At 37.5% G+C, this 2,024-nt stretch carries 3 protein-coding genes; 1 reads left to right on the plus strand and 2 read right to left on the minus strand.

Annotated elements, in window-relative coordinates; genetic code table 11:
• On the plus strand, positions 1-216 hold a 216-nt coding region (locus tag ABYK33_RS15625; RefSeq protein ID WP_373034248.1), incomplete at its 5' end, for a hypothetical protein.
• Between the two features lie 59 nt (positions 217-275).
• Here the strand turns inward: ABYK33_RS15625 and ABYK33_RS15630 are convergent.
• Both ABYK33_RS15630 and ABYK33_RS15635 read right to left on the minus strand, forming a co-directional pair.
• Positions 276-1,751, minus strand: coding sequence for a DUF2779 domain-containing protein (locus ABYK33_RS15630; RefSeq protein ID WP_373034250.1), 1,476 nt, complete (start codon positions 1,749-1,751; stop codon positions 276-278).
• A gap of 8 nt (positions 1,752-1,759) precedes the next feature.
• A partial coding sequence (locus ABYK33_RS15635) for a hypothetical protein (protein ID WP_373034251.1) occupies positions 1,760-2,024 on the minus strand: 265 nt, incomplete at its 5' end.

The following is a 2,024-nucleotide window of genomic DNA, read 5'->3' on the forward strand; positions in this document are numbered from 1 at the left end:
ACTGATGTTGATTATATTATGAATGCCAGTGATGAAGACTGGACATGTATGGGAAAAGGATCTTTTGGATGTGGTGCTATGGGGGCAATGATGTCAGGAAAATTAAAATTTGAAGGGCCAAAAGGTGAAGCAATGACAGTAATGGGTCCTTTTGGATCATTCCTTGAACTTACGGGTTCTGTAGCAGGTACTAAAAGTGAGACCTGTCCTAAATAAAAGGCTCACAACTTCACTAAAAATTTCTTCTCGTTACGACGGTTTACGTCGTAACTAAGTTATACTTCTTTCAACTTTCCAAGTACCCTAACCATCGCCAAAGTATCAAGCTTACAATACTCCAAAAGCGCATTTCTCATCTTTACTTTTTCCACTTCATTAAGCTTAGATAGGTTAGCAAATGCTTGCATCGCTTCACCGCCGTTTTGTACACCATCCAGCTCTTTGTATGCTGCTTGCATTTCAGGTACGAGTGCTGGGAGTACATACTTGATGGAGTAGCTTCCATTCATGCTTGGCGTGACGTAATACTTTTGTTGAAATGGTGTCATAAGATCTTTGATGTTGTCGTGTATCTCCAAAAGATGCGAACTCAACGTTTCATACTCTAAAGCCAGTTTTTTTATGACACCTTTTTCAAATCCCATGTTGTAGGCTAACACTGTCACATCATTAGGTATATCTTCGCAAAGTCTATGTGCCAATAACTCTCTTGGATCACTGCCATCCTCTGCTAAAAATTCACAATGCTCAAGTGTCCCATCTTCATGTTCTATATGCAGTGAATACTGAAAGGGTATCTGCATAAATGGGCTGATGCCTTTAAACTCTGGTATAGCTTGCTGAAATGTTTCAAAGTCTAAATGATAGATGGGGTAACTCAACGTACCTACAAACCCTTCTATGGCTTCTTTGTTTATGTGTGTGACGCCTGATCTATAATCTCTCACTGCTTGACTCTGTTTGACTGTCATATCAAAGTTATCTGGTATATCGTTTATATCTACGATGCCCTGTTCGTAGAGTTCTACTTGTTTTTTACTTCCGAGGTTGAAGATGTTAAAGATGGAGTACTCAGGAATGTTTCTCTGCACTCTCCAGCAATACTCTTTTGCATCACATTCATAAGGTTTGTTACAGTGTGAGCCTATGTCAATGTCCGGTTCATTAACCGTATCTTCTAAATATGTTTCAAACTCTCTGAGTACATTCGGTATATTGTCCTGTAACTTCCTCACCTCTGCTGTCACATCCACTACAGAAAAAAGTGCATTTATATCGAGTTCATCATCTCTAACGTAAGTATTGTCTATATGCACAACATTTGCACTCTTTACATGAAAGCCAAGATTTGTAAGTACATAATACTGTATAGACACATCATGAACATAGATGTCTTTGACAGAGGTAGAACTCTTAACCTCATAGAGTGAAACACCGTCTGCATCTACATGTAAAATGTCAACCATTACCAAGATGCCGTTGTAGTTAAAGGTAGCCTCATAGATGTTCTGCTCACCTTCAGCTATGTAGCCTTTGGTCGTGGCTATCATCTCACTGTAGTCTCTTGTGAACGGTACTTCTTTACCATGTGGGAAAAACTGACAAGCCAACTCTCCTACTACATTACCCGTTTTAAATACTGCCTGTGCAGATGCATCTGGAGGTGTCAGTACTTCTGGCTTATACTTTTTAAGCCATAGGGATTTTGGGCATTGGATGGCTCGGGTGTAGAGGGATTTTGATAAATGCATACTTAATCCTATTTCTCATGAGCTTTAGCAATAAATAGTCCAATAATAATTGCACCCAACATTACACTATATAAAAACGAAAATGATGATATCAAAAATATATTGAAAATTAATAAAATTGTTAAATAAACCATAAAACCATAAAACCGATATAAATCCCATTCTTTATAAGTAGTCTCATAAAAATTATCTCGTATATTTAACATAAATAAAGCTGTTATTTTTCGAAAGGTAAAACTTGGTATCAATAATAATACACTAAAAGCCAAACAA

Source organism: Sulfurovum sp., from assembly GCF_041562805.1.
Lineage (GTDB): Bacteria > Campylobacterota > Campylobacteria > Campylobacterales > Sulfurovaceae > Sulfurovum.

Bases quoted from the DNA above. Each gene is read 5' to 3' on its own strand.
- ABYK33_RS15630 (WP_373034250.1), bottom strand. From the start codon at position 1,751: ATGCATTTATCAAAATCCCTCTACACCCGAGCCATCCAATGCCCAAAA.